At 68.0% G+C, this 26,295-nt stretch carries 28 protein-coding genes; 14 read left to right on the forward strand and 14 right to left on the reverse strand.

From position 1 onward, the window contains the following. Positions 1-3: 3 nt before the first annotated feature. Positions 4-1,020 (forward strand): NAD-dependent epimerase/dehydratase family protein, encoded by a 1,017-nt coding sequence (locus H5393_RS06940; protein ID WP_182766038.1) that lies wholly within the window; start codon positions 4-6, stop codon positions 1,018-1,020. Further along, positions 1,017-1,802: a YqjF family protein gene (locus H5393_RS06945; protein WP_182766039.1), complete on the forward strand. Its 786-nt coding sequence runs from the start codon at positions 1,017-1,019 to the stop codon at positions 1,800-1,802. The genes H5393_RS06940 and H5393_RS06945 overlap by 4 nt, the downstream gene beginning before the upstream one ends. On the opposite strand, the gene H5393_RS06950 is transcribed toward H5393_RS06945, so the two are convergent. From H5393_RS06950 to H5393_RS06970, 5 genes are all read right to left on the reverse strand, one after another. Next, complete coding sequence (locus H5393_RS06950; RefSeq protein WP_182766040.1) at positions 1,705-2,154, reverse strand: pyrimidine dimer DNA glycosylase/endonuclease V; 450 nt, start codon at positions 2,152-2,154, stop codon at positions 1,705-1,707. The genes H5393_RS06945 and H5393_RS06950 overlap by 98 nt on opposite strands. 9 nt (positions 2,155-2,163) lie before the next feature. Further along, on the reverse strand, positions 2,164-3,183 hold the full coding sequence (locus tag H5393_RS06955) for an NmrA family NAD(P)-binding protein (protein WP_182766041.1): 1,020 nt from the start codon (positions 3,181-3,183) through the stop codon (positions 2,164-2,166). 5 nt (positions 3,184-3,188) lie between these two features. After that, positions 3,189-3,917, reverse strand: a complete 729-nt coding sequence (locus H5393_RS06960; protein WP_182766042.1) for a CPBP family intramembrane glutamic endopeptidase — start codon at positions 3,915-3,917, stop codon at positions 3,189-3,191. Between the two features lie 67 nt (positions 3,918-3,984). Beyond that, entirely contained in the window at positions 3,985-4,803 is an 819-nt protein-coding gene (locus tag H5393_RS06965) for an ATP-binding protein (protein ID WP_255436354.1), read from the reverse strand. 292 nt (positions 4,804-5,095) lie between these two features. Further along, the gene (locus H5393_RS06970; RefSeq protein WP_182766043.1) at positions 5,096-5,803 is read right to left on the reverse strand and encodes a response regulator transcription factor; all 708 of its coding nucleotides are present in this window, start codon (positions 5,801-5,803) and stop codon (positions 5,096-5,098) included. A 120-nt stretch (positions 5,804-5,923) separates the two neighbouring features. On the opposite strand from H5393_RS06970, the gene H5393_RS06975 reads away from it, so the two are divergent. From H5393_RS06975 to H5393_RS06985, 3 genes are read left to right on the forward strand one after another with little or no spacing between them, the layout of a single operon-like run. Beyond that, positions 5,924-6,226, forward strand: a complete 303-nt coding sequence (locus H5393_RS06975; RefSeq protein WP_220488251.1) for a glutaredoxin — start codon at positions 5,924-5,926, stop codon at positions 6,224-6,226. Further along, a complete protein-coding gene (locus H5393_RS06980; RefSeq protein WP_182766044.1) occupies positions 6,226-7,158 on the forward strand; it encodes a cytochrome c biogenesis CcdA family protein in 933 nt (310 codons plus the stop codon). Before H5393_RS06975 ends, H5393_RS06980 begins: the two co-directional genes overlap by 1 nt. Continuing rightward, a complete protein-coding gene (locus H5393_RS06985; protein ID WP_182766045.1) occupies positions 7,155-7,709 on the forward strand; it encodes a peroxiredoxin in 555 nt (184 codons plus the stop codon). Before H5393_RS06980 ends, H5393_RS06985 begins: the two co-directional genes overlap by 4 nt. A 21-nt stretch (positions 7,710-7,730) precedes the next feature. Here H5393_RS06985 and H5393_RS06990 read toward each other — a convergent pair whose 3' ends face one another. The 3 genes from H5393_RS06990 to H5393_RS07000 form a co-directional block, all read right to left on the reverse strand. Continuing rightward, positions 7,731-8,516 carry an enoyl-CoA hydratase-related protein gene (locus H5393_RS06990; protein WP_182766046.1) on the reverse strand — a complete coding sequence of 262 codons (786 nt, stop codon included), beginning with the start codon at positions 8,514-8,516 and terminating at the stop codon, positions 7,731-7,733. Between the two features lie 156 nt (positions 8,517-8,672). Beyond that, positions 8,673-8,879 (reverse strand): cold-shock protein, encoded by a 207-nt coding sequence (locus tag H5393_RS06995; RefSeq protein ID WP_076059814.1) that lies wholly within the window; start codon positions 8,877-8,879, stop codon positions 8,673-8,675. A 241-nt stretch (positions 8,880-9,120) separates the two neighbouring features. Then, positions 9,121-9,552 carry a VOC family protein gene (locus H5393_RS07000; RefSeq protein ID WP_182766047.1) on the reverse strand — a complete coding sequence of 144 codons (432 nt, stop codon included), beginning with the start codon at positions 9,550-9,552 and terminating at the stop codon, positions 9,121-9,123. A gap of 83 nt (positions 9,553-9,635) precedes the next feature. Between H5393_RS07000 and H5393_RS07005 the strand changes: the two genes are divergently transcribed. Next, entirely contained in the window at positions 9,636-10,391 is a 756-nt protein-coding gene (locus H5393_RS07005; RefSeq protein WP_182766048.1) for a DUF1801 domain-containing protein, read from the forward strand. A 15-nt stretch (positions 10,392-10,406) separates the two neighbouring features. Here the strand turns inward: H5393_RS07005 and H5393_RS07010 are convergent, their stop codons facing one another. Further along, a complete protein-coding gene (locus tag H5393_RS07010) occupies positions 10,407-10,592 on the reverse strand; it encodes a hypothetical protein (protein WP_182766049.1) in 186 nt (61 codons plus the stop codon). Positions 10,593-10,748: 156 nt separating this feature from the next. Between H5393_RS07010 and H5393_RS07015 the strand changes: the two genes are divergently transcribed. From H5393_RS07015 to H5393_RS14740, 3 genes are all read left to right on the forward strand, one after another. After that, positions 10,749-12,152, forward strand: a complete 1,404-nt coding sequence (locus tag H5393_RS07015) for a short-chain fatty acyl-CoA regulator family protein (RefSeq protein WP_182766050.1) — start codon at positions 10,749-10,751, stop codon at positions 12,150-12,152. Positions 12,153-12,362: 210 nt separating this feature from the next. Further along, entirely contained in the window at positions 12,363-13,952 is a 1,590-nt protein-coding gene (locus tag H5393_RS07020) for a malate synthase (protein WP_182766051.1), read from the forward strand. A 42-nt stretch (positions 13,953-13,994) separates the two neighbouring features. After that, the gene (locus tag H5393_RS14740) at positions 13,995-18,203 is read left to right on the forward strand and encodes an isocitrate lyase/phosphoenolpyruvate mutase family protein (RefSeq protein WP_220488252.1); all 4,209 of its coding nucleotides are present in this window, start codon (positions 13,995-13,997) and stop codon (positions 18,201-18,203) included. 199 nt (positions 18,204-18,402) lie between these two features. Here the strand turns inward: H5393_RS14740 and H5393_RS07035 are convergent, their stop codons facing one another. Both H5393_RS07035 and H5393_RS07040 read right to left on the reverse strand, forming a co-directional pair. After that, complete coding sequence (locus tag H5393_RS07035) at positions 18,403-18,834, reverse strand: OsmC family peroxiredoxin (protein WP_182762063.1); 432 nt, start codon at positions 18,832-18,834, stop codon at positions 18,403-18,405. 96 nt (positions 18,835-18,930) lie between these two features. Further along, positions 18,931-19,272 carry a hypothetical protein gene (locus H5393_RS07040; protein ID WP_182766052.1) on the reverse strand — a complete coding sequence of 114 codons (342 nt, stop codon included), beginning with the start codon at positions 19,270-19,272 and terminating at the stop codon, positions 18,931-18,933. 194 nt (positions 19,273-19,466) lie between these two features. Here H5393_RS07040 and H5393_RS07045 point away from each other — a divergent pair, with 194 nt between their 5' ends. Further along, positions 19,467-19,808, forward strand: coding sequence for a YciI family protein (locus H5393_RS07045; protein ID WP_182766053.1), 342 nt, complete (start codon positions 19,467-19,469; stop codon positions 19,806-19,808). Between the two features lie 45 nt (positions 19,809-19,853). On the opposite strand, the gene H5393_RS07050 is transcribed toward H5393_RS07045, so the two are convergent. From H5393_RS07050 to ychF, 3 genes are all read right to left on the reverse strand, one after another. Then, positions 19,854-20,348, reverse strand: coding sequence for a DinB family protein (locus tag H5393_RS07050; RefSeq protein WP_182766054.1), 495 nt, complete (start codon positions 20,346-20,348; stop codon positions 19,854-19,856). 114 nt (positions 20,349-20,462) lie between these two features. Further along, positions 20,463-20,888: an NAD(+)--rifampin ADP-ribosyltransferase gene (gene arr / locus H5393_RS07055; RefSeq protein WP_182766055.1), complete on the reverse strand. Its 426-nt coding sequence runs from the start codon at positions 20,886-20,888 to the stop codon at positions 20,463-20,465. Between the two features lie 217 nt (positions 20,889-21,105). Beyond that, positions 21,106-22,179 carry a redox-regulated ATPase YchF gene (ychF, locus tag H5393_RS07060; RefSeq protein ID WP_182766056.1) on the reverse strand — a complete coding sequence of 358 codons (1,074 nt, stop codon included), beginning with the start codon at positions 22,177-22,179 and terminating at the stop codon, positions 21,106-21,108. 294 nt (positions 22,180-22,473) lie between these two features. Here ychF and H5393_RS07065 point away from each other — a divergent pair, with 294 nt between their 5' ends. The 4 genes from H5393_RS07065 to H5393_RS07080 are packed head-to-tail and all read left to right on the forward strand — an operon-like array spanning position 22,474 to position 26,289. Continuing rightward, complete coding sequence (locus H5393_RS07065) at positions 22,474-23,427, forward strand: siderophore ABC transporter substrate-binding protein (RefSeq protein WP_182766057.1); 954 nt, start codon at positions 22,474-22,476, stop codon at positions 23,425-23,427. After that, on the forward strand, positions 23,424-24,443 hold the full coding sequence (locus tag H5393_RS07070) for an iron chelate uptake ABC transporter family permease subunit (protein ID WP_220488253.1): 1,020 nt from the start codon (positions 23,424-23,426) through the stop codon (positions 24,441-24,443). The genes H5393_RS07065 and H5393_RS07070 overlap by 4 nt, the downstream gene beginning before the upstream one ends. Further along, positions 24,440-25,435 (forward strand): iron chelate uptake ABC transporter family permease subunit, encoded by a 996-nt coding sequence (locus tag H5393_RS07075; RefSeq protein ID WP_182766058.1) that lies wholly within the window; start codon positions 24,440-24,442, stop codon positions 25,433-25,435. Before H5393_RS07070 ends, H5393_RS07075 begins: the two co-directional genes overlap by 4 nt. After that, positions 25,432-26,289 carry an ABC transporter ATP-binding protein gene (locus tag H5393_RS07080; RefSeq protein ID WP_182766059.1) on the forward strand — a complete coding sequence of 286 codons (858 nt, stop codon included), beginning with the start codon at positions 25,432-25,434 and terminating at the stop codon, positions 26,287-26,289. Before H5393_RS07075 ends, H5393_RS07080 begins: the two co-directional genes overlap by 4 nt. Positions 26,290-26,295 lie beyond the last annotated feature (6 nt).

Consider the following 26,295-nt stretch of genomic DNA (forward strand, 5'->3'; position numbering starts at 1 on the left):
GAGATGAAGTTACTGATCCTTGGGGGCACCGGATTCCTCGGGCGCGCCGTCGTGGCGGAAGCGCTACTCAAGGGTTTCGACGTGACCTGTCTGGCCCGCGGCAACGGACCGGTCCCCCGCGGGGCCGACCTGGTGCGTGCAGACCGGAACGGCGACGGCGCGCTGTCGGTCGTCTCCCCCACAGCCTGGGACGCCGTGATCGATCTTGCGAGCGACCCGGGGCATGCCCGCCGGGCAGCCCGCGACCTGGACGCCCGCCGCTGGGTGTTCGTCTCGACGGGCAGCGTCTACACGCGGTTCGACTCGCCCGAGCAGGATGAGGCCGCGGAGGTCCACGCGCCCCTCGAGGCGGACCGGATGACAGAGATGACGCAATACGGGCCGGCGAAGGTCGCGTGCGAGGAGGCCTACCGACGGCGCTCGCCCAACCACACCATCATCAGGGCCGGCCTGATCGGCGGCGAGGGCGACGTGTCTGGCCGCTCGGGCTACTACCCGTGGCGCTTCGCACACCCCACCGGCCCAGACGTGCTCGTGCCGGACCCCACTTTCCCGGCGGCACTCATCGACGTGCGCGACCTTGCCGACTGGATCGTGCACTGCGCCGCCCACCCGGTGAACGGCACGTTCAACGCCTCCGGGGTGAGCACGACCCTGGCTGAGGTGTACGAACTGTCCCGCGACGTCTCGGGCAGCCAGGCTGTGCCCCGGGTGGTCGACGACGCCACCCTCGTCGAAGCCGGAATCGCGCCGTGGGCCGGTCCCCGATCGCTCCCCCTCTGGGTCGACGACCCGGCCTGGCGCTACGCCGCGACGCTCGACAGCGAGAGAGCCCGCGGACACGGCCTGCGCACGCGTCCCCTCCGCGACACGCTCGCGGCCGCCCTCGCTTATGAGGACATCCGCACCGAGCCCCGACGCGCCGGGTTGACCGACGCGGAGGAGCTCACGCTACGCGCGTTCGTCGAGGCGACGACTCACGGCTCCACCCACCGAGACGGGGAAGGAACGAAGACATGAGTGGCCGTCTGCCGGACAAGCCCCTCCACACCCCCGTGAACCTCCAGGACTGGCAGGACACGACGTTCCTGCACTGGGCCTACCCGCCGGATCTGGTGCAGCGGCTCCTGCCCCCAGGGCTCCGCGTCCAACAGTGGGGCGGCGTCACCTGGATCGGCGTCATCCCGTTCCGGATGGCCAACGTGCGCGGCCCAGGCATGCCCGTGGTCCCCGGATGGAGGGCCTTCGCCGAACTCAACGTCCGCGCCTACGTGACCGCGCCCGACGGCAGCGAGGGCATCTGGTTCCTGGGGATGCTCGTGGCACGTTCCTCGTTCGCGTTGGCGCTGCGTACGATCGGCCTGCCCTACTGGGTGTCGAACTCAGAGGTGCGGACGGCGTGGCCCCGGATCGACTACCGCTTCGGCGCCCCGGGCCTCCTCGGCCCGCGGGTCAAGGACTGGTTCACCGCCACCGTCGAGGTCGGTGCGCCACTGACCGAGACGGAGCGCACCCCGCTGGTGGACACGCTCACGGGGCGGTTCACCGCGTTCCACCGGCGCGGGATCATGTGGCAGACCCCCGTGGAGCACCAGCCCTGGCCGCTGCACCACGCCACCGTCGACGGCGAGGTCACCGCGCCACTGCGCTGGGTGGGGCTGCCGGAACCGGACAGGCCGCCCATGATCCAAGCGTCCCCCGGGGTCAACGTGAAGCTGGCGAGCCTGCGGCCCGCTCCCATGCTTCGACTCCCCCATGCACCACCCGGAAGAGCCTATGCACCATCGGCCGCACGCCAATGAGGCTCTGGTGCACCTTCGGGCTGCGGGCCGCCAGCTTCGCCAGTAGGTGCTGCCATTCGAACGCCACCTGCCCGTCGGTGACATCGATCCACTGCGCCGCGCGGGGCACGTCGAGGATGCGGGTGCGGTCGAACGAGTACCCGCGCTCGGTAGCGGCATCGGCGATACCGTCGAGAAAGGCGGCCATCGCTGACAACGGCTCGGCGGCGGCCCGGAACCGCACGAGCTGTGGATGGTGCACATAGCCCTTCGTGCCGCCGGCCAGCACCTTCTGCGCGAGGAGCGCCTCCCGCCACGCGGCGGTCAGGCCCTGCCTGTCGAGCAGCGAGGGGGTGAGGGACCAGAGTCGCATCGCCAAGCGTCAGTTTCGCATCGCGAGGAACGCTACGGCCGCCAGGACGGCGAGGGCTGCGGCCACCGTCGCGACGTGGCGCAAGGCGTGGTCCGGTGGAGCCTCGGCCATGGCGGCGCGCACGGCGTCGTCGAAGCCCGTGGGTCCGCCTGCGGGTGCCGGAATGTAGCGGTCGATGTCGTTCTCCCGGCAGAAGACCTCATGGACGAGGCTGCCGATGAGCGGTTTGGCCACGCCGACGTCGAGGGGGGTGACCAGGCCGATCCACTGGCTGGCGAGGTGCGGGGTCAGCACGGGCACCGTCATGATGAGCCGTCGACGCAGCCCGGTGACCGCGGAGAACCGCTGGAGCATGTCGGCGTACGTGAGCACCTCCGGGCCTCCGACGTCGAAGGTCCGGTTCACGTCGTCGGGCAGGTCCGCCGCACCGACGAGGTAGTGGAGGACGTCGTCGATGGCAATGGGCTGGATGCGGTTGTTCAGCCACTTCGGCGCCACCATCACAGGGAGGCGTTCCGCGAGATAGCGGAGCATGTCGAAGGACACCGACCCGTTGCCGACGACGACGGCGGCCTGGATGACGGCCGTGGGCACTCCGGACGCCATGAGGATGTCGCCCACCTCCACGCGGGACGCGAGGTGGGGCGAAAGTTCGCCGTCGGGGTGGAGTCCGCTGAGGTAGACGATGCGGCGCACGCCCGCCTGGGCCGCAGCGTCGCCGAACGTCTGGGCCAGGGCCCGGTCGCGCGCCGCGAAGTCGTCGGCCTGACCCATCGAGTGGATGAGGTAGTAGGCCGTCTGCACTCCCTCGAACGCGGTGGCGAGGTCGTCGGCGGAGTCCGCGTCACCTTCGATGACCTCCACGCGTTGTCCCCAGCTCTGCTGTCCGATGCCTTTCTTGTGGCGGGTCAGCACGCGCACCCGCCACCCCTCGTCGAGGAGGCGTTGGGTGAGGAGGCCGCCGATGTAGCCGGTGGCGCCGGTCACGAGCACGGTGCGGTCTGCGGGCGGGGACGCTTCGGTGGTCATGTTGGTTACCTCGAGATCTGTAGAACGGTGGGGAGCAGCAGGAGCATTCCCATGGACCAGGTGATGTGCGTGATGATGGGCGCGAGCACGCCGCCGGTGACGCGGCGTTGCAGCGCGGTCACGAACCCGAGCACCGCGGCTGCCAGCACAAGCAACGGCACGCCGGAGCCGAGGGTGGTCAGCGTGTAGAGGACCGTGGTCCCCGCGACCGCGTGGCGCGGGGCGAAGGCCGAGAAAAGGGCGCCGCGGAAGTACAACTCCTCCACGACCCCGTTGAGCAGTGTGAGGGCGAGCACGATGGGCAGCGACCCGTAGCGGGCGTGGTCGAGCAGGTCGTCCACGGGCTCCCGGAGGAGGGGGATGCCCGCGACGACGGCTGCGCCGGCGAGGAAGAGGACCACGAGCAGTGCCCCGAGCGCGAAGGGTTGGATGACGGGGGTGGTCACGCCGCCCGCGCGGGTGCGGGCCGAGCCGAGCCGCAGCGGCCCCGCCAACAGGGCCCCCACCCCCCAGACGGCCGCGAGCCCGAGCGCCGCCGGGTAGAAAAGGTCGTCGCCGGCCTCAATGCGCAGAGTTGCCGCCAACGCCATGGTGCCGACGGCGTAGCTGAGCCCGGCGACGATGCGGCGGCGCCGCAGCACGCGGGGCTCTTCGGGGACGTGGGCCATGACCGGCTCCGCCAGGGAGGCGCGCAGGAAGTCGCGCAGTTCGGAGATGACTGCTGCGTGCCACATGAGCGCCAGTCTGCCATGCACCCCGGCGCACGACAGCGCGTCGGCCGGCTGACGTCGGCGGCTGCGGTCAATCCTCGCCGGCGGCCGGCAGCGTGAGCGTGAACGTCGACCCTTGTCCGGGCCCAGGACTGGTCGCGGTCAGCGACCCGCCGTGCGCCAGGGCCAGGCTCCGGGCGATGGTGAGTCCGATGCCGGAGCCAGCCGCATCGCGGCCCCGGGCTGTGTCCGTCCGGTAGAAACGGTCGAACACCTTGGCCAACTGGTCGGGCGTGAGCCCGTCTCCAGTGTCGGTGACCCGAATCTGGACTTTGCCGGGGAGCGCGGCCGTCGAGATGGTGACGTGCCCGCCGGCTGCGGTGTGCCGCAGTGCGTTGCCCAGCAGGTTGACGAGGATCTGTCCCACCCGCTGCGCATCGGCCTGGACGACGGCGGTGGCGTCGTCAGCGGCCAGGTCTACTCCCTTCTCGGCGAACCTGTGCGCCAGTGAAACGACGGCGGCGGCCACCAGGTCCCGGACCGCCTGGGGCTGCGTTTCGAGGGTGAAGCGGCCCTCCTCAGCACGGGACACATCGTCGAGATCGGCGGCGATCTGCCGCAGGCGCGTCGCCTGCAGCGCGAGGAGGTCCTGGCTCGCGCCGTCCCACGGGACCACGCCGTCGCTGAGCGCCTCCAACTCGGCCGTCAGCGTCGCCAATGGCGTCCGGAGTTCGTGGGCGACATCGGAGAGGAGCCGTCGGCGGCTGGTCTCGACGGAGTCCAGGCGTCCGGCCATCGCGTTGAAGGCCTCAGCCACGGCGTTGAACTCGCGGCTGGTGCCGCCGATGGGGACCCGGGCCTGGTAGTCCCCCACCTCCAGGCGTTCGCTGGCAGCAGTGAGTTCATCCAAGGGGCGTCGCAGCCTGCGCGTCTCCAGCCAGGCCAGGCCGGTCGCCACACCCAGCGCAACCAGGAACCGACCCCCAGGGATGTGAGCCCAGCTTCCATGAACGCCTGCTCTACGTGTCTCATCTCGGGGGATCCCTCGGTGTGTCCGAGCTGGAGGAGGTGTCCGTGAAAGAGGGGCGGGCCGACGACCGCGGCCACGACGGCCGCGGCGAGGAGACCCGCCGTGACCACCAGCGCCTGGGTGAGAAAAGTACGGGTTCCCCACCGCAGACGTCCGAGCACCGGGGCCCTGCTCATCCCTGCCCCATCCGGTAGCCGACCCCGCGGATGGTGAGGAGGTAGCGGGGCTCGCCCGGGGGGTCAGAGAGCTTCTTGCGCAGGTTCGCGACGTGGACGTCGACCACGTGCTCATCACCCACCCACGAGGGACCCCACACCTCATCGATGATCTGACGGCGACTCATGGCCAGGTGGGGTCGCGCGGAGAGGGCCGCAAGGATGTCGAATTCTGTGCGGGTCAGGGGCACCTCCTCATCCGCCACCGACGCCTCCCGGCCGTCACTGTCGATTCGGAGCGCACCGAAGGTCCGGGTCTCGGATGCTTCCGCCGTCGGCCCGGGGGCACGACGCGGTCTGCGGAGCACTGCGTTGACCCTGGCCACCACTTCGCGGGGGCTGAACGGTTTGGTGACGTAGTCGTCGGCACCCACCGAGAGACCGATCAACTTGTCCACCTCGTCGGTGCGGGCCGTGAGCATCAGGATGTAGCAGTCAGAGAAGGTACGTACCTCGCGGCACACCTCGATGCCGTCCAGCCCGGGCAGCCCGAGGTCGAGGATGATGACGTCCGGGTCCAGCGCCCGCGCCCGCGACACTGCGTCCGGCCCCGTGTGGGCTAGAAACGTCGCGAAGCCGGCACGGTCCAGGTAGGACGCGACGATGCCCGCCAGTGCACGTTCGTCGTCCACGATCAAGATCTGCGGCGTTCCCGGGTCGGTCATGCGGCCATTATCCGGGTCAGGACTCTCCCACCGCCTGATTGCGCGCACCCACCGGATTTCTTGATGGGACCTTGACCTCCCATGAGCCAATTCCTGACTTCGTCAGCCGACTCTGGAGGGGTGAGAGAGACAGCAATGACCGCAGCGGCGCGGACCGACACCGAACGGGCCGAGGTGGTCCTGGTGACAGCTACCGCCTGCCACTTCTGCGACGACGCCCACGCGCGGCTCCACGAACTGCAGGAGGTGGGCCTCTTGCGCCTCAGGACGGTGGCCGCCGATTCCGACGAAGGTGCCGCCCTCATCGCCGCGCACAGACCCGCGATGTTCCCGCTCACGCTGGTCGAGGGCCAGCGGTTCCACGACGGGCGGATCCCGCGCGGCAAACTGGCGCGCCTCAGGACCGGACTGGAGGCCCGCTGATGGGCGCCGATCTCCTGGGTGCCGGGGGCATCCTTGCCGCGTTCCTCGCCGGGGGCGTGGCTCTGTTCGCGCCCTGCTGCATCGTCTTCCTCGCCCCCAGTTACCTCGCCGCAGCCGCGAAGAACCGACGGTGGCGTCTACTCCCCCTCACGTTCGTGTTCGCGGCCGGACTGGCCGCCGTGTTGGTGCCCATCACGATGGGCGTCAGCATCGTCGCCGGCGCCATCGCGAAATACCACGTGGTGCTCTACTGGGCGGGCGGCCTCCTGATGATCGGGCTGGGCGCGCTGGCCCTGTCGGGCGCCATGTGGTCGATGCCCTCGTTCCTGCGGGCGCCGGACACCGCACGCGGCGACACCGGCACCTTCTTCAGTCTCGGCGTCTTCTCCGGCATCGCCTCGAGTTGTTGCGCCCCGGTCCTCGCCGGCGTCATGACGCTGTCGGCCCTCTCCGGCTCGGCGGCCGGGGGGGTCCTGCTGGGCGCCGCCTACGTGTTCGGCATGGTCATTCCCCTTTTCGTCATGGCGTTGCTGTGGGACAAGCGACCGGAGGGCATGCGTCGCCTCAGGGCACGGCCTGTGACACTGTCGCTCGGTCGGCTCAGCTACTCCACGAACACGGTGAATCTGCTCGTGGCGACCGGTTTCGCCATCATGGGCGTCCTGGTCATCGCCCAGGCCGGCGCGGAGGACATGACCGGGGGCGATGCGCCCCTGCTCGGGTTCGGCGCCTGGCTGAGCGACAGCTTCGCGTGGCTCGTTTCAGTCACCGCACCAGTTCCGGAGGCGGTCCTCGGCCTTGCCCTACTCGCGCTCGTGTCCGTCTTCGTCGTCGCCACTCTGCGCGACCGCACCCGGCGCCGCGACACCGTCGCGGTTGCCCATGACTGCTGCCCGGCCGAACCGGCCACGTCTTCGAAGGAGCTCCGATGAAGGACCCCCGGCTCGTCTGGATCAGGGCGCTCGGCGCGCTGACCACCGTCGTCATCCTCGCCGTGACCGGCTACGGCCTGTGGACGGCCGTCCCTGAATCGGGCGACACTGAGCACCGTGCGCCGGACTTCACCCTCAGCACCACAGCGGGCGAGACCGTCACGCTCAGCGAGCTCCGCCCCAGCCCTGTGATCTTGTACTTCAACGAGGGAGCAGGCTGCGCGTCCTGCACGATGCAGATGGCGGAGATCGAGAAGCACGCGGGCTTCGCCGAGGCCGGCATCAGGGTGCTGCCCATCGTGATGAACACGGCTGATCAGATCCAGGCTGACATGGACCAGTTCGGCGTGACCACGCCGTTCCTCCTCGACGACGGGAAGGTGTCGAAGGCCTACGACGTCCTCGACAAGGGCATGCACCCCGGGCTGCCCGGCCATGGCTTCGTCCTCATCGACGGCGACGGGGTCCAGCGGTGGTACGGCAATTACCCGTCGATGTGGCTCGCCCCCCAGGACCTGCTCGACGAGGCTCTCGGACGACTCAAGGGCTGAGCCGTCCGAACAGAGAGACGGTCAGGAACCGCGCGTCGCCCGTTGCGTCTTGGCCTGGAGGAACGCGTTGATCCGGGCCCGCGCCTCCTCAGTACCGAAGCTGGCCGCGATGGTGCGGGCCTCCTCGTCCAGCTGGTCCGCGAAGGAACGCGAGCAAGACGACCGGATGAGGCGCTTCGCCTCGCCGTAGGCGCTGGCCGCGCCGTCCAACCAGCTCCGGGCCACGGCGTGGGCCCGCGTGGCATACCCCTCGCCGTGCACGACCTCGGCGACCAGACCCCAGCACTGCGCCTCTTCGGCGGTGAGCATGCGGTCCGACAGCACGAGTTGCAGGGCACGTCGGGTGCCGACCGCGCGGGCCAATTGGGCGCTGACCGAGAGGTCGGGAGTCAACCCGATGTTCGCGTAGCGGCTGCCGATACGGGCTCCAGCGGCAGCCACGACGTAGTCGGAGCTGAGGAGCACTCCCAGGCCGCCGCCGGCCGTGACGCCGTGGACCGCAGCCACCACGGGGATGCTCGACTCGGTCAGCGCCCGGATCCCCCGGTTGATGGTGTGCGCCAGTTCCTCCAGGTCCGACGGTGAACCCATCGTCGTGGCCATGTCGATGACGTCCCCGCCCGCGCAGAATCCGGGACCGGCCCCGTCGATCAGGATGGCACCGACGTCGCTGCGCGAGGTTATGTCGACCGTGGCCTGCTCCCAGGCGCGGGCGAGATCAGCGTTGAAGGCGTTGAGTCGCTCCGGGCGGTTGAGGGTGAGGTGGGCCAGGCCATCGTCGACTGAGACCAGGAGTGGTTCTGTCACGGCACGCTCCTTTGCGTCGGATCTGGATCAACCCTAGACCCCCGCGGGTCAAGGGAGTTTAAGGCGGTGTCGCAACCTTCCCGTGGGGAGACTGATGGAATAACAAAGGGCCGCTGCCCCCATTTCTGGAGACAACGGCCCTTTGAGCTCTAAGCGTCAGCGAAGGACGGTGACGTTCGAGGCCTGGAGACCCTTGGGACCCTGCTCGACGTCGTACTCGACCTTCTCTCCTTCTTCTACCGACCGGTAGCCCGTGGACTTGATGGCCGAGAAGTGCACGAATACATCTTCCGACTTGTCGTCGGGTGCAATGAACCCGAAGCCCTTCTCACCGTTGAACCACTTGACCGTACCTGTAGCCATGACTTAAGCCCTTCTGGCTTTGTGTGGCCGACTTTCGACCACAACTGGTGTCTGCTCGTCACACTTCTCAGAGGGAACCGCGTGGCCTGACGACCATTGCCTAATGGCTGTACAACACCTACTGCCGAGCAGGTCTCCAGCTTAGCCTCATTCAGGCCCAAACGGCGAGTCAGGCGTCAAAATCGAGGATTTTGATTCCTGCCACTTCTCTGCATCACCCACCTCACAGTCGCAGAACGGGTCAATGCGAGGCGTCCGTCTTGGCCGCCTCGGCATCGACGCCGGCGGCCTCGTCGGGCTGGTGGACGCCGAAGACGTTGCCCTCCGTGTCCACGAAGTAGCCCTGCCAGGCCATTCCCGGCAGCGCGTACTTCGGCATGGCGACGGCGCCACCCGCCCTGACGATCCGATCGCCGGCCGCGTCGAAGTCATCCACCTCGACGGTGATCACGGAGCCGGCGACGGGGCTGCCCGGAGAAGGGTTGTCGCCCATCCTCTGCATGATCGCGCCGTTGATGCCAGGGGTGCCCTCCTCCCTGGTGACGACACCCATGTAGGGCATCCCGGCGAACTCGGACCAGTCCTCGATGGCCCAGCCGAAGACGCTGCGGTAGAAGTCGACCGCACGCGGGACATCCCCCGCATGGATCTCGAAGTGCGTTACCCGGTTCATTGCTGCTCCTCGTGCACACGTGTGACGCACGCCGCGTGCGCCAATCACGATTCTCCTCGCCGAACGTGGCTTAGCGTGTGGGTATGGAGAACAAGACCCGACCCACCGCCACTCCGGTGCCGGACTTCCTCGACGGCTTGGACACGCGTCGTCGCGGGGAGGCGGAGGAGCTCATCGTCATGATGCGGGAGATCTCCGGGGAGGATCCGGTGATGTGGGGACCCAGCATCATCGGCTTCGGCAGCACCTCCTACCGGCTCGCGTCCGGGCGCGAGGGTGAGATGGGGCTGCTGTCCTTCAGCCCGCGGCGATCCGCCATCACGGTCTACATCCCCGAGGGTTTCGAGCGGCACGGCGACCTGCTCGACCGCCTGGGCAAGCACCGTACCGGCGTCAGTTGCCTGTACCTCAACAAGCTCGTCGATGTCGACGCGGAGGTCCTGCGCGAGTTGGTGCAGCGCTCGTTCCAGCACCACGCCGAACCCCCGCCGGCCAAACCCACCACCGTCGACGAATACCTGGCCTCGGTGCCGCAAGCCGCCCGTCCCCAGCTGGATGAGTTGAGGGCACTGGTCCGCGAGGTGGCACCTGACGCGCAGGAGGTGCTCAGTTACGACATCATCGGCTACCGCCCGGCGGGCACGAAACGGGCCTACGGGTTCATCTCGGGGTGGCGCGATCACATCGGCGTCTACCCCGTGCCGAAGGACAGTGCCCTGGAGGCGGAGTTGACGACTTACCGACGGGGCAAGGGGACGCTCTGGTTCCCGCTGGAGGAACCCCTCCCCCGGGAACTGCTGGCCCGGGTCTTCGCGGCGCTCCTGACGACCGGGGGGTGAGTCCGTTCGACGGGATCAGCGGCGCCGGAAGTGTCCCTGTAGCGTGCGCACGAGCAGCACGCCGCCGATGGCGACGGTGATGAGGCCCAGCCCGCCAAGGCCGGGCGAGTCGTCTGCCTGCCCCGCCATGACCACGAGACCGCCGAAGACGACGAGGAACGACCCCGCCGCAATCGAGAGAACCCTCCACCAGCGATCCACGCCGCACCTCCAGAGACGCAATGTACTCCCCGTTCCCTCAGTGCCGCGGCCGGGAAGCCGACCCCGAGCCCGCCGCGTCGGGGGCTGACTTGGCAGCGCCAGCCACAGGTTGCCAATTCTGCCAACGCGCGGGATGCGGGACGCTAGCGTGTCGACATGGAGAAGGTGTTCGGTGGTGCACGCCTGAGGAGACTGCGCGAGGAGCGCGGGCTGTCCCAGGTGGAGCTCGCACGCGTGTTGGTGATCTCCCCCAGTTACCTCAACCAGATCGAGCACGACACCCGGCCGCTGACCGTCACGGTCCTCGTCCGTCTGACGGAACTCTTCGGCATCGATCCGTCGTACTTCTCCCCGCGTGACACGGCCCGCCAGTTGGCGCAGCTGCGGGAGGCGCTGCGCGAATCCTCCGACGACGAGGCGCGCCTCGTCCCGTTGAGTGACCTGCAGCAGATCGCCCGCACCATGCCGGAGGTGACCGAGGCCATCGTCCGCCTCCACCGCGGGTACCGCGACGCCGTCACCCTCGTCGAATCGGACACGGCGAGGGCGGGCGGACGGCTGGCGTTGATGCCGCACGAGCGGGTGTTGGAGTTCTTCGACAAGCACCTCAACTACTTCAACGCGCTCGACCGCACGGCCGAACGACTCGCGAAGGCAGTCGGGCACCGGGGCGGCGACCTGATGCACCAACTCCGCTCCCACCTGGAGGCGGTCCATGGGGTGCAGGTCACCATCGACCGCGGCGGGCTCGCCCAGGACATGCACGCCTATGACGAGCGGCACCGCACGCTCATCCTGGCCCCGGACCTTCGCGAGGGGCAACAAGCCTTCCGGATGGCGACTCAGCTGGCCTACCTCGAGGCCGAACACCTGCTCGACGAGGCACTGGCCACCGTCGAATGGCCCGACGAAACGAGCCGCACCCTCGCCCGGATCGGCCTGGCGCACTACTTCGCGGCGGCGCTGGTGCTGCCGTATACGGAGTTCTTCAGGCGCGCCGAGCGGCTCCGCTACGACGTCGAGGAGCTGGCCGAGCACTTCGACGTGGGCTACGAGACCGCCGCGCACCGACTCAGCACGCTGCAGCGACCTGGGATGCGAGGCGTCCCCCTGATCTTCATCCGGGTCGACAGGGCAGGGAACATCTCCAAGCGTCAATCGGCCACGGGATTCCATTTCTCGCGAGACGGCGGCACCTGTCCCCTGTGGAACATCTACGAGGCGTTCAGTTCGCCTGGCCAGGTCAAGGTGCAGGTTGCGGAGATGCCCGACGGCGAGCGCTATCTGTGGATCGCCCGCACGGTCACCCACCGTCGGGGCGGCTACGGCAACCCGGCCAAGACCTTCGTGATCGGGCTCGGCTGCGAGTTGCGGCAAGCGGGCCGGCTGATCTACAGCCTCGGCCTCGACCTCATCGAACCCGACGTGGTGCCCATCGGCCCGGGCTGCCGCACGTGCGACCGACCTCGCTGTATCCAGCGGGCCACCCCTCCCGTCGGGCTGGCGCTGCGCGTCGACCCGTCGCGAAGTAGCTTCGCTCCCTATCCCTTGTCAAACTGAGATGCCGCCCACCGCTTGGCTGTTCTTTGCACTCAGGGGTCACCATAACGCATAGTCAGCAGCTGATTGCGCAGCCGATGTGAGCGTTCACGGCCGAGTCCTGAGCCGGAAGGTTTTCGCGAGGTTGGCAATATGATCGAAAGTGGTTTTCGCTACTTGGCAAATCGGCACCCTTGTGGCCTTCTTATGGCGCAACGGATGCTTATCGACATGTTCACGAACCCACCCCAGACACACCGTCTCCAGGCAACGACGCCCTCCGCGGGATACCACCTGTCGGTGGTCGGGGATCCGGTCCCCGGAGACGAGACCCTTCTCACCCCCGATGCGCTGGAGTTCATCCGTGCCCTCCACCGCAGGTTCAGCAAGCGCCGCCTTGCTCTCCTCGATGCCCGCTTCCGCCGCACCACGAACCGCGACACCCTCGGCTTCCTGCCCGAGACCAGCGAGATCCGCAGCGACGACTGGACGGTCCCGGTGCCGGCCCCCGGCCTCGAGCGCCGCGTCGTCGAGTTGAGCGGCCCGGTCGACGCAGCCTCCTGCATCGAGGCGCTCAACTCGGACGCCGACGTCTGGATCGCCGACTTCGAGGATTCCACCAGCCCCACCTGGGCCAACATCATCACCGGTCATCTCAACCTCAAGGCCACAGCGGCTGGTGGCCTCCCCGGGATCCGGGCCGAGGGTGGTCCCACGGTCGTCCTGCGGCCCCGGGGCTGGCACCTCCTGGAGCGCCACATCAAGGTCGATTCCGAGCCAGTCCCAGCCAGCCTCGTGGACTTCGCACTGCACTGCTTCCACAACGCGGCCCCGCTGCTCGAGCAGGGCCGTGGCCCGTACTTCTACCTGCCGAAGCTCGAAACTCACCTGGAGGCCCGCCTCTGGAACGACGTCTTCGACTTCGCCGAGGCGTCGCTGGGGCTGCCGGTCAACTGCATCCGCGCGACGGTCCTCATCGAGACCATCACCGCAGCCTTCGAGATGGACGAGATCCTCTTCGAACTCCGCGGGCACGCCGCAGGCCTCGCCGCAGGCCGCTGGGACTACATCTTCAGCATCATCAAGCAGCTCGGCGGGGACGCCAGCTTCCAGCTGCCGGACCGCCGGGACATCACCTTCGACGCTGACCACCTTCAGGCCTTCTTCGACCTGCTGGTCCACACGGCGCACCGACGCGGGGGCCATGCCCTCGGCGGCCTCACCGCCACGACCACGGACGAGGTCGATTCCTCGGAGCAGGTCCGAGCCGCCAAGGAGAGCGACGCGCGGCGCGGTTTCGACGGCTCCTGGGTCGCCCAGGTCGACCTGATCAGCACGTGCAGCGAGGCCTACGCCGGCGTCCTGGCAGGCCGACCCCACCAGCTGGAGGCCAAGCTCGACGACCCCGGCATCACCACGGCGCGCCTGCTCACCCTGGAGGAGCCCGGCCCCGTCACGGACGATGGGATCGCCGCGAACATGGCCGTCCTGGTCCGGTTCCTCGACGCCTGGCTCGACGGCCGCGGTGAGATCGCCGTCGACGGCCTGCTGCAGGAGACCTCCACCACCGAGATCGCGCGGGCACAACTGTGGCAGTGGTCCCGGACCGGGGTCACCAGGGACGACGGGCGACCCGTCACCCGGCACGTGCTGGTCGACGCCTTGGACCGGGAACTCGAGGCACTCCGCGCCGACGACGATTCCCGCCACGAGAGCCGGCTCGCGGCGATCCGCCACCTCGTCGAGTTCGGAGCCCTGGGCGAGGTCTTGCCCCCGTCGGTCACCGAACACGCCTACCGGCGCTACCTCCTCGACGCCTGACCTCCCCTATCACCCAGTCCACAAAAGAAGGAGCACCTGTCAATGTCGACCGTGCAGACCACCATTCGCATCAACCCCGCGGCTCTTGCCGTCTACCCGGACGTCTACACCCCGGAAGCCGTGGCCGCCCTCGAGGCGCTCGCCGGGTTGGACACCCAGCGCGCGGAGCTCATGGACCGCCGCATCCGACGCCGGACCACACGCGCCAACGAGCGGCAACCCCTCGATTTCCTTGCCGAGGACTCCGTCATCGAGGGCACCGGGATCACCGTCGCCGATGCGCGCGCCGGCCGCTTCACCGGCCCGGTCATTCCCGCGGACCTACGTCGGCAGTGGATCCAAGGCACAGGGCCGAGCACGAAGCCGCAGTCGAGCGTCGCGTCCGGGCTGCGCAACGTCGCCTACGCCCTGCTGTCCGGCGCTGACGGCTGGATGTTCGACGGGGAGGACGCCCTCGGCCAGACCGGGTTCATGTCGCTCGACGCCCAGCGCAACCTGCGCCTCATGGTGGCCGAAGACCCCCAGTTCCTGGACGTGGCCGAGCAGGTCGCCGGCGAGATGAACGCGTGGTCCCGCGCCTTCCTCGGCCGGGAGATCATCGGCGACTGGCGTGAACAGTTGGGGTTCACCACGCGGATCTTCCGCTGCCGCGGACTCCACCTCGACGACCGCCACCTCACACACGACGACGGCCGGGGCTTCTCTGCCAGCATCACCGATCTGGTGCTCTACGTCGTGCACAACCACCGCAACCTGGCTGAGCAGGGTCGCTCGATCGTCCTGTACCTGCCCAAGATCCAGACCGCCGCCGAGGCCGCCCACTGGGGCCGGTTGATGGATGCGCTCGAGGACCATCTGGGCCTCACACGTGGCACCATCCTCGGCTACGTGCTGGTGGAGCAGGTGGAGGCCTCCTTCCAGCTGATGGAGATCCGGGCGGCGCTCGGCCTCCACTTCGTCGGTTTCAACACCGGCCGCTGGGACTACATCAACTCCGTCTCCGACGCCATGGCCTGGGATCCTGAGTTCACCAACCCCAACATCGACGCCATCACCATGACGTACGCCTACATGCGGGCCTACGAGGACCGCGTCCGCAGGGCCGTCAACACGCCTGACGCGGCAGGCAACTTCTCGCTCTGGCAGGGCGGGATGGAGCCCAACATCCCCGTCGGCAGCGAGGAGGGGGTCGCCACGGCCATGACCAGGGCGGTGGCCGGCGGCGAGCGCGAGCAGCGCGAGGGCGCCTCGGGCAAGTGGGTGGCCCACTGGAAGATGGTGCACATCATGCGGCCGGTCTGGGAACGCGTCGGCGAAGACAACCAGCTCGGGCGCGAGTTCCCGGCGCTGACCTACACCGCCGAGGACGCCCGTGCCCTGACCCAGCTGGAGGACGCGCCCCGCACCGTCCGCGGCGCCCGCGACCTCCTGAGCGTGGGGCTCCAGTACGGCAACGCGTTCGGCCAGGGGTTCCAGGCCGCGGCGCTCAAGCCTGCGGATTTCTTCGGCGACGACAGCGTGCTCTACCTGATGGAGGACGCGGCCACGGGCGAGATCCGCCTGTCGGTGCTGTGGGAGTGGCTGCACAAGAGCGCCACGTTCACCGCCGACGACGACGAGACCGGCGTCAGGGCCGGGGATCCGATGACCGCGGAACTGTTCGAACGGCTCCTCGACGAGGAGTATCACAAGCTCGTCGCCGCGGATGCCAGGGACGTCCACGAGGTGTCGAAGACCACGACCCTGCCCATCGCGCGGGAGATCGTGCGGGCCTACGTCAGATACCCGGTCAAGGCGCCCTGGTACATCGATCTGCTCAACCTCAACCTCAACAACCACGACCTGCGCGAAGCCGAGGACCGGATCGAGCGGTACCTCAACGCGTTCGCCGACGACGGCACCCGCATCACCTGGAACCTCGATCTGGCCGCAGCCCCAACGCCCACCGACCATCCCATCACGTCAACCAACGAGGGACCTGACATGACCATCGATCAGACCGCCACCGACATTCAGCAGTACATGGACGGCGACCGCTTCGCCGGAATCAAGCGGCTCTACTCGGCCCGCCAGGTGGCGGAGCAGCGAGGCACCATCCCCACGGCGTACCCGATCGCCCGCGACAACGCCGCCGCCTTCCACACGCGGCTGCGCGAGCTGTTCTCGGAGAGGAAGTCGATCACCACGTTCGGCCCCTACTCCCCCAGCCAGGCCGTGACCATGAAGCGCATGGGCATGGAGGGCATCTACCTGGGCGGTTGGGCCACCTCGGCCAAGGGATCGGTCACCGAGGATCCGGGTGCGGACCTGGCCAGTTACCCCCTCTCGCAGGTTCCCGACGAGGCGGCCGGCATCGTGCGCGCGCTGCTGACTGCTGACCGCAACCAGACCTACCTGCGGGCCCGCATGCGCCCGGAGGATCTCGCGGAGGCCCCCGCCCCCGTCGACTACCGGCCGTTCATCATCGCCGATGCCGACACCGGGCACGGTGGCGACGCCCACGTGCGCAACCTCATCCGCCGCTTCGTCGAGGTCGGCGTGACGGGCTACCACATCGAGGACCAGCGCCCCGGCACGAAGAAGTGCGGCCATCAGGGCGGCAAGGTGCTCGTGGGGGTCGACGAGCAGATCAAGCGTCTCAACGCGGCGCGGTTCCAGCTCGACATCATGGGCGTGCCGGGCCTCATCGTCGCCCGCACCGACGCCGAAGCGGCCACCCTCCTCGACAACAACGGCGACGAGCGCGACCACCCCTTCGTCCTGGGTGCGACCAATCCGTCCATCCCGTCGTACAAGCTCGTCACACTGGCGCTCATGCGCGCCATGCACAAGGCGGGCACGACGGTGTTGTCTGGCTTCCAGCTCTACACGATCACCGACGAGGAGTACGCCGCGGCCGATGCGTGGCTGGAGCACAACGGCCTGATGGCCAAGGCCGGGCAGGCGGCCACCCGGCTCGCGGGCGCAGCCGAGCCCATCGTCGATGAGACCTACGACGGCCTGGTCAACGACATGGTGGGGCTGTGGGAGTCCGCAGCCGGCCTGATGACCATCGGGGAGGCCGTGGGAAACCGGCTCCAGATGCTGGCCGCCGACGACGCAGACTTGCCGATCAGCGAGGAGGAGTGGCGCGAGTTCGCGGCGGATGCCTCCTTCTGGATGGTGCGTGACAAGGCACGCGAGCTGGGCATCGACTTCTACTGGAACGCCGACGTCGCCCGCACGCCCGAAGGCTTCTACCAGGTGCGCGGAGGCATCGAGTACGCCATCCGCAAGTCGCTGAGCGTGGCGCCCTACGCGGACATCATCTGGATGGAGACAGCTTCGGCCGACATCAAGGAGGCCGAGCACTTCGCCAGGGCGATGCACGAGGTGTTCCCCGACAAGATGCTCGCCTACAACCTGTCGCCATCGTTCAACTGGGACTCCACCGGGATGACCGACGACGAGATGCGGGAGTTCCCGGCGAAGCTGGGAGCTGCGGGCTTCGTGTTCAACTTCATCACGTACGGCGGTCATCAGATCGACGGCGTGGCCGGCGAGGAGTTCGCCTCGGCGCTGATGCACGACGGCATGCTGGCCCTCGCCAAGGTGCAGCGCCGGATCAGGCTGCTCGAGTCGCCGTACCGGACCCCGCAGACCCACGTCGGCGGCCCGCGTCTCGACGCCGCGCTGGCCGCCTGTTCGGCACGCACCGCCACCACCAAGGCCATGGGCAAGGGCTCCACCCAGACCCAGCACCTGGTGCAGACCGAGCTGCCGAAGAAGGTCCTCGAAGACTGGCTGGCCGAGTGGGCGGAGTTCAACGGGCTCGGGACACCGCTTCAGGCGAGCCTGCGGCCCAGCCGGGAGGCGCCCGAACTGCTGGAACTGGCGGTCTACCGGGGGCCGGACGACAAGGTGCACAACATTGTGTTCGCCCCCATCAACGACCGTCACGGACGCACCTTCATCTCGGTGCGCGACCAGAACACCTTCGACGACAACCTCCGCAAGAAGCGCCTCTCGATGCTCGTGCACCTGTACATGATCCAGCGCTTCAAGGCCGACGCCGTGCACTACGTCTCGCCCACGGAAGCCAACGCCGCCCAATGCGAGCGGATGAAGGCCCAGGGCCTGTACTCCGACGTCGCCACTGAACTGGGCAACATCATCGTGGCGCGGGTCGGCAAGGAGCGGATGGCCGACCTGACCGCGCCGAACAGCCGCGAGATGTCGGACCTGATCTCGCGGGCCGACGTGAACGCCTGATCACCGTTCCAACACGGAGGGTCGTGCGGCAGGTGCCGCACGACCCTCCTGTGGATGACGTTGGCGGCCCGGCCCCGCCCATAGCGAGGATCATGGCCTGCGCTAGTGCCACGGCCACATTCAACTGTTCGGCTTCCACAGCGCAGACCTGCGCGAGGTCTGTGAGCACCGGCCGCGGCCTGAGCCGCCTCGCCGGGGCTCAGGCGAGGGTTGCTTCGAGGGTGATCTCGACGGCCTTCAGCGCCTGGCTGATGGGGCAGTTCTCCTTGGCGCCATTCGCGATCGTCTGGAAGGTCTCCTCATCCAGGCCTTCGGCCTGCACGTTCGTGATGAGGTGAATCCCGGTGACGCCGGTGCCGGCCACGAAGCTGACTTCGGCGTTCGTCGTGATCTCCGTGGGCGGGGTGCCGTTCTTCTTCAGTTCGTTGGAGAAAGCCATGGAGAAACAGGTGGCGTGCGCTGCGGCCAGGAGTTCCTCGGGCGTCGTGGTGACATCCGAACCTTCGGCGCGGGCGTTCCACTCCACCGGAAAGCTGCCGGAGCCGGAACTGTCCAGGGTGGTGGTTCCCTTGCCGGTGAACAGGTCACCGTTCCAGACGGTGCTGGCCTTGCTGACGACGGGGTTGGGCATGATCGCTCCTCTTTCGTTGATCGGCGGCCGGTTGGCCCGGTTTGTCCGCCACGCTACCCCGTCGATGCGCTCACTGTGGCGGTCCGGCTGACGCCACTAGTCGGGTTGGTCCGCCCCGAGCAGGATCAGGCAGTGGCGCATCATCCGACGCCTGATCGGGACCGCCAGGGTGAGCACCAGGCCGTCGTCCTGCCATTGCCAGGCCTCGAGGAGTACCGAGCGTCCCTCGAGGATCGCATGCATGACCGCGGCACTACTGCCGGAACGTTGGGAGCGCACCAACAGCGTGGCGCCGTCAGCGAACTGGAGCCTGGCCGTGTGCTGCACCGGGCCTGGGGACACGTTGCGAACTGGGATGCGCCGCTGGATCAACCGGTCCAGACGGATCATGAGCAGCGCGAAGATCCGCTCCTGCACCTCATAGATTTCCCGGTCCATACTCCAGTGTGAACCGGTTGTCCGGGGAAGTCACGGACTTGTCGCGGCAAAGGCCACCCGATCTCGGCTTTCCAGGCTCGAACGCTCACGGGCGCCCGAATCCGGTCCACCGTGGTGTTGACATCGCCTCAGGCCCCCGTCGTATCGTCGGCGAGAGTCGGTGCGGCACCGCGCCGCTGACACTAGGAGCCACGATGAGCCACTACATCATCTACTTCAACCAGCAATGGGTGGGCGACCACAGCGAGGAGTGGTTCGACAGCCGCGGACCGCTCGCCAACGCGGTCGTGGACGAGATGAAGGAGGCCGGCGTCTACGTGTTCGCCGGCGGGCTCGAGGAGAACATCGACGAGGCGTGGAGCGCAGACGCGACGAGCGGCACGGTCGAGATCAACGACGGGCCATTCGGGTCGTCCAGCGAGTTTCTCGGCGGACTGACGATCATTGATGTCGCAGACGACGAGGCCGCGAAAATGTGGGCCGGCAAGGTCGCTGTTGCCTGTGGCTGGCCCCAGGAAGTCCGGCAGATCAAATGAGTCAGTCGCCGTATAGCCCGGAGTGAACAGTCGAACCGGTAGCGGTCAGGCGCGTTCGGCCATGATCTGTTCGACGAGAATCTCGGCGTGACCGGCGTGCTGGGCCAACTCGCGGATGCAGTGGTTCAGCACCCAGCGGAGCGAGAGCTCCCCCAGGACGGGGTGCGTGCAGCGGTCGTCGAGTCCCAATTGACCGATGACCTCATCAGCTGCGGCAACAGCCAGCTCGTGATTGCGCGCAAGTCGCGCAAGCGTGTCATCCGGCTCCAGGGTGAAGCTCTCGTCCACCGTCTCCGGAATTCCCGCTTCTGCGCGGGTCAGGCCACCGAAGCGACAAGGGAACCAGGCCGACTCGACGAAAGCTGCGTGCTTGAGCAGGCCCATCGGCGTCGTCAGCGACGGCACCAACCTTCGCCTCGCCTCCTCATCGGTCAGGACGAGGACCGTCTCGCGGACGAGTCGGCGATGCTCAGCCAGGAAGGCGAGAAGGACCTCGCGCTCGGTACCGACACTCGCATCCAGGGCAGCGATGCCAGCCATATCACCCTCCTTCAACTCAGAGCGTCACACCCGCTGCCGCACGGCACTGCGACGCCACAACCACGGTAGACGCTCACCCGGATCTCCACCGAGTTCCGGCGCGGGCACGTGCGATCAGTTGATGATCTCCGCGTCCGACTCCCGCATCGCCCGCAACCGCTCGCCCCACACGTCGAGCTCATCCGGCCCCAGACGGGTCCAGCCGGTGATCTCCTCGATGACGCGCAGCGGAGCCGCGCTGCGGTAGGACAGCGTCGGGTTGCCGGGGAACTTCTTGTCGGTGACGTTCGGATCGTCCTCGAAAGGACCGGTCGGCTCCACGAGATACACGTGCGGTTCGGCGCCCACGGGACCGAGCATCGCGGCGATCTCGGCCGCCAGGCCACCGCCGTCGAGCCGCGCGGTGAAGTAGACGTGGTTCATGGTCACTTCGGCCCGGTAGTTCGACGGGCGCCCCGGGGTGATCGAGTCACCGGGAGACAGCACCGCTCGGGTGCCGTGGTAGTACCGGGTGGGTCCCGACTCCTCCGACGTATCCACAACCGGAGTGTGCCACGACACCGGTGTTGGTCCACAGAGGGCGCCCGCGACGCAGCCTCCCGAGGACAATGACAAGGCGTCTAGGCGAGCCCGGCGTCGCGCAGCTGGCCGACGGCGCGACGCACGTCATCGAGTCGCGACTACCAGCGAGCCAAGGCGACTTCGACAGAACGCACGATCCCCAGCCCTGGTCATATCTTGTCGCAGTCATGGCGAATCAGACGTTGAAGCGGAACTCCACGACGTCGCCGTCGGCCATGATGTAGTCCTTACCCTCCAGGCGGACCTTGCCGGCGGCCTTGGCCGCGTTCATCGAACCGGCGGCCATCAGGTCGTCGAAGCTGACCACCTCCGCCTTGATGAACCCCTTCTGGAAGTCGGTGTGGATCACACCTGCGGCCTCAGGGGCGGTGGCACCCTTCTTGATGGTCCAACCGCGGGCTTCCTTGGGGCCGGCGGTCAGGTAGCTCTGCAGGCCGAGGGTGTCGTAGCCCACGCGCGCCAGCACGTCGAGGCCCGGCTCTTCCACGCCCATCTCGGCGAGGAACTCGCGAGCCTCGTCCTCTTCCATCTCGACCAGCTCGGACTCGAACTTGGCGTCGAGGAAGATCGCCTCGGACGGGGCGACGATCGCGCGCATCCTGGCCTTGAGTTCCTCGTCACCCAGTTCGTCCTGGTCGCAGTTGAAGACGTAGAGGTACGGCTTCGCGGTGAGGAGGTGGAGTTCGTAGAGCTCCTCGGTGTCCAGAGCCGCGGCGCGGACGCCCTGGCCCGATTCGAGGGCATCCTTCGCGGCCCTGAAGGCCTCGAGCTTCGGCTGCGCATCCTTCTTGATCCGCGCCTCCTTCTCGATACGCGGCAGGGCCTTCTCGACCGTGGCGAGGTCGGCGAGGATCAGCTCGGTGGAGATGGTGTCGATGTCGGAGGCGGGGTCCACCTTGCCGTCGACATGGGTGACGTCCACATCGTCGAACACGCGGGTGACCTGGCAGATCGCGTCGGCTTCGCGGATGTTGGCCAGGAACGCGTTGCCCATGCCTTCACCCTGCGAGGCACCCTTCACGATGCCGGCGATGTCGACGAAGCTGACGACAGCCGGCACGAGCCGCTCGGAGCCGAACACCTTCGCCAACTCCGCGAGCCGCGGATCCGGGACGCCGACCATGCCGACGTTGGGCTCGATGGTCGCGAACGGGTAGTTCGCCGCGAGCACCTCCGCGCGGGTCAGTGCGTTGAACAGGGTCGACTTGCCGGCGTTGGGGAGACCGACGATTCCAATGGTGAGTGCCACGAGAGCGCAGCTTACCGCTCCGCGCTGAGGCGACCGAATGCCGCGCCCCGTCGCGGCGGCCGGGCACTGGCGCGACCTCAGCAGAATTGAGTTGTGCAGCAAGTCCGCTGCACAACTTCACACTGCCTACCCCGACCAGGCTCCGGCTCGTGGGCAAGGTTGAGTTGTGCAGCGGACTTGCTGCACAACTTCACACTGGCCCCTGTCCGCATTTTGGCCACGTTTGCGTAGCGTTAATGGGTTGGTTAGGGTTGCCTAAGTCGCGACACCGACAGCTACTACTGAAAGACACCGATGAAGCAGACTCTGCGCCTCCTCGCCGCCACCGCAGCCGCTGGCGCCCTCGCCCTCACGGCGTGCGGCACCCCCGATACAGCCCCCGCCGCAGACGAGACCTCCGGTCAGGCCATCTCCGTCGCCCACACCCAGGGCACCGCTGAACTCGACGGCACGCCCAGCAAGATCGTCGTCCTCGACTTCGGCGCGCTCGACACCCTCGACGCGCTCGGCGTCAGCGGCTCGGTCGTCGGCGTTCCCAAGGGCGGGGCCTTCCCCGACGCGGTGAGCTCCTTCAACACCGACTCCACCACGGACGTAGGCACGCTCCAGGAGCCCAACTTCGAGACCATCGCCTCCCTGCAGCCGGATCTCATCGTCGCCGGCTTCCGCTCCGCGAAGCAGGTGCCTGAGCTGAGCAAGATCGCGCCGACCGTCGACATCACCTACGACTACTCCAAGAGCTTCTACGACGGTGTGGCCTACGCCACCGACATCCTCGCCGAGGCCACCGGAACCCAGGAGCAGGCCCAGACCGAACTCAAGGAGCTCGAGGAGGCCATCGCCGCCGCTAAGGACAAGGTGCCCGCGGGCAAGAACGCCATGGTCCTCATGACCTCCGGTGGCAAGGTGTCGGCGCACGGCACCCAGTCGCGCTACAACGCCCTGTTCAACGACCTGGGCATCGAGCCCACCATTTCCGACGTCGAGGCCGAGGCCCATGGCGACGCCATCTCCTTCGAGGCCATCCAGCAGGCCAACCCCGACCTGTTGTTCGTCGTGGACCGCGACGCCGCCATCGGTGAGGAGGGTGCCGCGGCCAAGCAGGTGCTCGACAACGAACTGATGGCCACCACCTCCGCCTGGAGCAACGACGACGTCGTGTACCTCGAGGGCCAGCGCTGGTACATCCTGATCCACGGCGCCAACAACGCCGTCGAAATGATCAACCAGGTGGCTGCCGAGCTGTGAGCGTCGCCGCCCTGCGCACCACGCGTCAGCCCGCCACCCGTCCCCTGAACTGGGGCTGGGTCGGCGGGCTCGCCGCGCTTCTGGTGCTGGCGGCGGTCTCGCTGTTCGTCGGCGTCGCCGACCTCTCACCCTGGGATTTCATCTCGGGGCGGGCCACAGACCAACAGGTGCTCAACCTGTTCGCGTCCCGCATCCCCCGCACCGTCGCCGTGCTCCTGGCCGGCGCGTCCCTCGCGCTCTCCGGTCTACTGATGCAGTTGCTGGTGCGCAACCGGTTCGTCGAACCCACGACGGTGGGCACCTCGGAGTCGGCAGGCGTGGGCATCCTCATCGCGGTCATGCTGTTCCCCTCGGCGCCGCTCTGGTTGAAGATGCTCATCGCCGTGGCCACCGCGCTGGCCGGCACCGCCGTGTTCGTCCGCCTCGTCCGGGCCCTGCCGCCCCGCGCGCCCATCGTCGCGGTGCCCCTCGTCGGCATCATGCTGGCCGGCGTCATCTCCGCCGGCACCACGTTCGTCGCCTACCGGTTCGACCTCCTCCAGAGCCTCGGCATCTGGATGCAGGGCGACTTCTCCGGCGTGCTGCGCGGCCGCTACGAACTGCTGTGGCTGTTGGCCATCGTCGGTGCCGTGTTGTGGGTCTTCTCGGACCGGTTCACCGTCGCGTCGCTCGGGGAGGAGCAGGCGACCTCGCTGGGCCTGTCCTACAAGACCACCCTCAACCTCGGCCTTGGCCTCGTCGCCGTGGCGTCCGCGGTCACCCTCGTGGTGGTCGGGGCCATCGGCTTCGTCGGCCTGATCATCCCCAACCTCATCGCCATGTGGCGCGGCGACAACCTGCGCCGCAACATCGCCTGGACGGCCCTCGCAGGCTCCGGTTTCGTGCTGGTCTGCGACCTCCTCGCGCGCACCATCAACCACCCCTACGAGATCCCCGTCGGCACCATCTCCGGGGTGCTGGGCGGCACCGTCTTCCTGGCGCTGCTGCTGACCGGCAAGCTGAGGACCGCCAGATGACCACCGTCGCCTTCGTCCCGGACACCAAGGTCCGACGCCAGGTCGGCCCCGACGCCCGGCTCTGGCTGGCCGTCGCCTTCTGCCTGTTGGCGGCCGTCGCGTTCGTCACGATCAACGCGGCCGGCAACCTCGAGTTCATCCTGCCGTTCCGCGGCCGCAAGCTCGCCGCGATGGTGCTCGTGGGATGGGCCACCGGGGTGGCGACGGTGGCCTTCCAGACGGTGACCAACAACCGGCTGCTCACCCCGTCGATCCTCGGTCTCGACGCGCTGTACGCCTTCATCCAGACGCTGTTGATCTTCCTGCTGGGGGTCACCTTCGTCTCGGCCGTCGGGCCCTACACGATGTTCGCCATCACGGTGGTGATCATGCTGGCTTCCGCCATGGCACTCACGGGCCTGTTGTTCGGTCGCAAGGGCCGCTCCGTCTATCTCGTGGTGCTCGCCGGCCTGGTGTTGGGCGCGATCCTGCGCTCGTTCTCCTCGCTGATCAGCCGGATGCTGGACCCCACGAGCTACCTGGTGCTGCAGGGCAACCTGTTCGCCTCCTTCAACGCCGTCCACCCGGAACTGATCTGGGTGGGCTTCGCCGTCGTCGCTGCCTGTACCTGGTGGCTGTGGCGGGCACGCAACACGCTCGACGTACTCACGCTCGGCAGGGAAGCCGCCGTGTCGCTCGGTGTCCCCTACCACCGCACCGTGCGCACCGTGCTCCTCGTCGCCACCCTGCTGGTGTCGGTGTCGACGGCGCTGGTCGGACCCATCACGTTCCTCGGCCTCATCGTGGCGGCCGTGGCCTATCAGGTCGCCGGCACCGGCAAGCACGCCTACACCATGCCGATGGCGGGGCTGCTCGGCGTGGGCGTCATCGTGGCCGGCCAGGCCATTCTGGAGCAGGTGTTCGGGCTGGGCACCGTGCTCTCCGTCATCATCGAATTCGCCGGTGGCATCGCGTTCATCTGGCTCGTCATCAGGAAGGCTGCACGGTCATGATCGAGGTCAAGGACGTCACCAAGCGCTACGGCAAGTCGGTCGTCGTCGACGACGTGTCGGTGTCGCTGCCCAGCGGCGGCCTGACCGCCATTGTGGGCGCCAACGGAGCGGGCAAGTCAACCCTGTTGTCGATGGTCGCGCGCCTGCTCGGAGCCGACACGGGCGAGATCACCGTCGGGAACCTCGACGTAGCGAAGGCAGACTCCAGGGAACTGGCCAAGCGGCTCGCCATCTTGCGGCAGAACAACGACGTGCAATCGCGGCTCACCGTCACCGACCTCGTCGGATTCGGGCGCTATCCCCACAGCGGCGGACGGCACACGAAGGCCGACCACGAGGCCATCGACCTGGCCATCCGCTGGATGGGCCTCGAGGACCTCCGGAACCGTTTCCTCGACGAGATGAGTGGAGGCCAGCGGCAGCGCGCGTTCGTCGCGATGGTGCTGGCGCAGGACACGGAGTACGTGCTGCTCGACGAGCCCCTCAACAACCTGGACGTGTCACACGCGCACGGCATGCTGCAGACGCTGCGCCGCGCCGCCGACGAGCTGGGCAAGACCGTCGTCATCGTGCTGCACGACATCAACTACGCCAGCTGCTGGGCCGACCAGATCGTCGCCATGAAGCACGGCCGGATCCATGCCGTGGGCACACCGGCCGAGATCGTGCGGCCCGGTCTGTTGCGTGAGGTGTTCGATCTGGACATTGAGGTGGGCGAGTTCCAGGGCCGGCCCATCGCGCACTTCTACCTGCCAATCCCTACGTGCAACAACTCCCACCGGTCGCAACGGGAGGGCTGCTGCTTGGACCGCCAGGTCGGCGCCCCCGTGCCGCTCGTCCTCAACGCCGGTTGAGCTGCC

Origin of the sequence: Tessaracoccus sp. MC1756 (genome assembly GCF_014164735.1) — a bacterium.
Classification (GTDB): Bacteria; Actinomycetota; Actinomycetes; order Propionibacteriales; family Propionibacteriaceae; genus Arachnia.

Coding starts and splice junctions, on each gene's coding strand:
- H5393_RS06955 (WP_182766041.1), bottom strand. CDS start 3,183: ATGACCACCGAAGCGTCCCCGCCCGCAGACCGCACCGTGCTCGTGACC.
- H5393_RS07050 (WP_182766054.1), bottom strand. CDS start 20,348: ATGGCTGGCATCGCTGCCCTGGATGCGAGTGTCGGTACCGAGCGCGAG.
- H5393_RS06945 (WP_182766039.1), top strand. CDS start 1,017: ATGAGTGGCCGTCTGCCGGACAAGCCCCTCCACACCCCCGTGAACCTC.
- H5393_RS06950 (WP_182766040.1), bottom strand. CDS start 2,154: ATGCGACTCTGGTCCCTCACCCCCTCGCTGCTCGACAGGCAGGGCCTG.
- H5393_RS07000 (WP_182766047.1), bottom strand. CDS start 9,552: ATGAACCGGGTAACGCACTTCGAGATCCATGCGGGGGATGTCCCGCGT.
- H5393_RS07065 (WP_182766057.1), top strand. CDS start 22,474: ATGAAGCAGACTCTGCGCCTCCTCGCCGCCACCGCAGCCGCTGGCGCC.
- H5393_RS06995 (WP_076059814.1), bottom strand. CDS start 8,879: ATGGCTACAGGTACGGTCAAGTGGTTCAACGGTGAGAAGGGCTTCGGG.
- H5393_RS07040 (WP_182766052.1), bottom strand. CDS start 19,272: ATGGACCGGGAAATCTATGAGGTGCAGGAGCGGATCTTCGCGCTGCTC.
- H5393_RS06940 (WP_182766038.1), top strand. CDS start 4: ATGAAGTTACTGATCCTTGGGGGCACCGGATTCCTCGGGCGCGCCGTC.
- H5393_RS06985 (WP_182766045.1), top strand. CDS start 7,155: ATGAAGGACCCCCGGCTCGTCTGGATCAGGGCGCTCGGCGCGCTGACC.
- H5393_RS07080 (WP_182766059.1), top strand. CDS start 25,432: ATGATCGAGGTCAAGGACGTCACCAAGCGCTACGGCAAGTCGGTCGTC.
- H5393_RS07005 (WP_182766048.1), top strand. CDS start 9,636: ATGGAGAACAAGACCCGACCCACCGCCACTCCGGTGCCGGACTTCCTC.
- H5393_RS07045 (WP_182766053.1), top strand. CDS start 19,467: ATGAGCCACTACATCATCTACTTCAACCAGCAATGGGTGGGCGACCAC.
- H5393_RS07015 (WP_182766050.1), top strand. CDS start 10,749: ATGGAGAAGGTGTTCGGTGGTGCACGCCTGAGGAGACTGCGCGAGGAG.
- H5393_RS07035 (WP_182762063.1), bottom strand. CDS start 18,834: ATGCCCAACCCCGTCGTCAGCAAGGCCAGCACCGTCTGGAACGGTGAC.
- H5393_RS06970 (WP_182766043.1), bottom strand. CDS start 5,803: ATGACCGACCCGGGAACGCCGCAGATCTTGATCGTGGACGACGAACGT.
- H5393_RS14740 (WP_220488252.1), top strand. CDS start 13,995: ATGTCGACCGTGCAGACCACCATTCGCATCAACCCCGCGGCTCTTGCC.
- H5393_RS07075 (WP_182766058.1), top strand. CDS start 24,440: ATGACCACCGTCGCCTTCGTCCCGGACACCAAGGTCCGACGCCAGGTC.
- H5393_RS06980 (WP_182766044.1), top strand. CDS start 6,226: ATGGGCGCCGATCTCCTGGGTGCCGGGGGCATCCTTGCCGCGTTCCTC.
- H5393_RS06960 (WP_182766042.1), bottom strand. CDS start 3,917: ATGTGGCACGCAGCAGTCATCTCCGAACTGCGCGACTTCCTGCGCGCC.
- H5393_RS07020 (WP_182766051.1), top strand. CDS start 12,363: ATGTTCACGAACCCACCCCAGACACACCGTCTCCAGGCAACGACGCCC.